This is a genomic window from Devosia sp., from assembly GCF_017307565.1.
Lineage (GTDB): Bacteria > Pseudomonadota > Alphaproteobacteria > Rhizobiales > Devosiaceae > Devosia.
Map to the genome: position 1 here is coordinate 1 of NZ_JAFKHD010000271.1, position 2,670 is coordinate 2,670.

Sequence of the window (2,670 nt, forward strand, 5' to 3'; positions counted from 1 at the left end):
GAGGCCATAGGCACTGGTGTCCTGCGAGATAACCAGCAGTTCCTTGGCGCCGGAGCGGATGAGCCCCTCGGCTTCCGACAGAATACCGGCAGCCGGGCGCGAGGCGAGATCGCCGCGGATCTGCGGAATGATGCAGAACGAGCAGCGATTGTTGCAGCCTTCGGAAATCTTCAGATACGCATAGTGCCGGGGCGTCAGCTTCAGCCCGCTCTCCGGCACCAGGTCTATATACTTGTTGGGCACCGGCGGCAGATGGTCGTGCACGGCCGAAACAACGTCTTCGTACTGGTGTGGACCGGTGATCGCGAGCACATTCGGGTGCGTTTCGCGGATCATGCTTTCTTCGACGCCAAGGCAACCGGTAACGATCACGCGACCGTTCTCGTTCAGCGCTTCGCCAATCGCCTCAAGGCTTTCCTTCTTGGCGCTGTCGAGGAAACCACAGGTATTGACCAGCACGATATCGGCGCCGGCATAGTCGCGACTGAACGAATAACCCTGCGCGCGCAGGGTCGTCATGATGCGTTCGCTGTCCACGAGCGCCTTGGGGCAGCCGAGGCTGACTAAACCGATTTTGGGCGCCTGAGTCATGCGCGTGCGAAAGTCCGGAATTGAATTGGATGGCGCGTCATACAGAATGTTGGACGGTTACGCAATGTGACTGACCCTCGCGCGGGGCTTGGCAGACCTTCCCCGAGCGGTGGACACGCACTCTTGAACATGCGGATCAGCGAACAGTGCGTTCCCAAATGTTCGGTTTTTGGAACCGACGGTCTGGGTTAGGCGTCTCCCTCTGGCGCCAAGACCGGCGCCGCACACGGGAGTGTTTTTATGTTCGATCGTCTCTCCGCCTATGCGCCGCAGGCCCTCGCCGTGCTGCGCATTGTGGCAGCCTTGCTGTTCCTCGCCCACGGCACCCAGAAGCTGATGGGTTTCCCGGCAGCAGAATTCGCTCCGCCCGCCTTCTCGATCTTCTGGTTCGCCGGCGTCATCGAAATCATCACCGGCATCATGATCGGTATCGGTTTCTTCACCCGCCCGGCCGCCTTCATTGCCTCGGGCACCATGGCCTTCGCCTACTGGATGGCCCACTTTCCCGCTGATTTCTTCCCCGTCAACAATGGCGGCGATGCAGCGATCCTGTTCTGCTTCTTCTTCCTGTACCTGGTCTTTGCCGGTCCGGGCACCTGGAGCGTCAACAAGCAGTAAGGCGCTTCGCCTGAAACAATTAGGCCGCCCGGAGCGATCCGCGGCGGCCTTTTCGTGTCAGGTAGTCGGTGTGGTGGGCGGCGTCCGTTTCGCGGTGCGCTTGGGCTTGAACGGTTCACCCGCAGTGCTCGAAGGCTCCCGCCGGATATCGCCCTCGGGCGTCACCTGCGGCGGCGCTTCTGTCCCGGGCGTGAAATATTCGTCGGCCTCGGCATAGTCCGTTTCCTCACCATGCTCGGCGAGATCGCGAATGGCGTCGCGCACTTCATCGAGCAGCGAGGCCGAATAGCGCGAGCGGTTGACGCTCTCGCCGGTCGCCTCATGCGCCTTGAACCACACGAGCAGCGCTTCGCAGCCGATCCTCAGTGCGACGAGCGCGGCAAGGCCGAAGACGACAATTTCGAGCAGGCCCCAAATGCCGTCACCAAAACTGCTGCCGAAACGGTAGAAGAAATGGCTGACCGCCCAGAGCAGGATCGACGCCAGACCCAGTGCATAAAGGATGGGCACGAGGCGCGGCGACAGGATGGCGTCGAGCCGGAACAGCGTCTGGCGGGTGAGAAGGCGTTTCAGGTCGTCCGTGGTCATGCCGGGCTCCTCGATTCGGATGGGCTCAAAGTAGGGCCTTACGCCACGCTGGCAAGTGCGCCTGGCGTCAGGAGGGTCGGGCCGAAAATGGTCTCGAACGTGCTGCGCATGACCGAATCGACTTCCGACATGGAAACGAGCTGTCCAAGATCCTCAACGCTGGTCACGCCCTGATCGGTGATCCCGCAGGGCACGATGCCATCATAGTGGCCGAGATCGGGGTCCACATTCAGGGAGATGCCGTGGAAGGTCACCCATTTCCGCACGCGCACGCCGATTGCGGCGATCTTGTCCTCGCGCCCAAAACCCTTGTCCGGCCGCTGCACCCACACACCGATCCGGCCTTCGCGCCGCCCGCCCGTGATGTTGTGGGCAGCCAAGGTGTCTATCACCCACTGTTCCAGCCCTTTGACCAGGCAGCGAATGTCGCGCCCGCGCTGGGTCAGGTCGAGCATTACATAGGCAACCCGCTGGCCAGGGCCGTGATAGGTGTACTGTCCACCGCGCCCCGCGGGATAAACGGGAAACCGCGCATTGATGAGATCTTCGGGCTGCGCCGAGGTGCCGCCCGTATAGAGGGGAGGGTGCTCGAGCAGCCACACCGCCTCCGGGGCCTCGCCCGCAGCGATCTGCGCAGCGCGATTCTCCATCGCGGCTAGCGTGCGTTCGTAGTCCATGAGCCCGTCGAACTGCACCCATTCGACGGCCCTGTGATCTTCTCGATGCAGTTTCGAACGAATTTGGCACGCCTCGTCGTTCGTCGTTAAGACTTCCATAACCAAGCCTGAGCAATCCTTAATTCACGAAGCCCCCGGCATTCCGCGAGCGGCCCTGTCATAAGACTCATATTTATGAACACCCTCGACAATATTG

At 61.5% G+C, this 2,670-nt stretch carries 3 protein-coding genes and 1 pseudogene; 1 reads left to right on the plus strand and 3 read right to left on the minus strand.

Translation table 11 applies throughout. From position 1 onward, the window contains the following. Positions 1 to 591, minus strand: a pseudogene (locus tag J0I64_RS08495) (radical SAM protein); the annotation flags it as partial. A gap of 240 nt (positions 592 to 831) precedes the next feature. Between J0I64_RS08495 and J0I64_RS08500 the strand changes: the two are divergent. Beyond that, positions 832 to 1,209 carry a DoxX family protein gene (locus tag J0I64_RS08500; RefSeq protein ID WP_291407154.1) on the plus strand — a complete coding sequence of 126 codons (378 nt, stop codon included), beginning with the start codon at positions 832 to 834 and terminating at the stop codon, positions 1,207 to 1,209. A 57-nt stretch (positions 1,210 to 1,266) separates the two neighbouring features. Here J0I64_RS08500 and J0I64_RS08505 read toward each other — a convergent pair whose 3' ends face one another. Continuing rightward, entirely contained in the window at positions 1,267 to 1,797 is a 531-nt protein-coding gene (locus tag J0I64_RS08505) for a DUF4282 domain-containing protein (protein WP_291407155.1), read from the minus strand. A 38-nt stretch (positions 1,798 to 1,835) separates the two neighbouring features. Beyond that, complete coding sequence (gene lipB, locus J0I64_RS08510) at positions 1,836 to 2,579, minus strand: lipoyl(octanoyl) transferase LipB (protein WP_291407156.1); 744 nt, start codon at positions 2,577 to 2,579, stop codon at positions 1,836 to 1,838. Positions 2,580 to 2,670 lie beyond the last annotated feature (91 nt).

Bases quoted from the DNA above. Each gene is read 5' to 3' on its own strand.
- J0I64_RS08500 (WP_291407154.1), top strand. From the start codon at position 832: ATGTTCGATCGTCTCTCCGCCTATGCGCCGCAGGCCCTCGCCGTGCTG.
- J0I64_RS08505 (WP_291407155.1), bottom strand. From the start codon at position 1,797: ATGACCACGGACGACCTGAAACGCCTTCTCACCCGCCAGACGCTGTTC.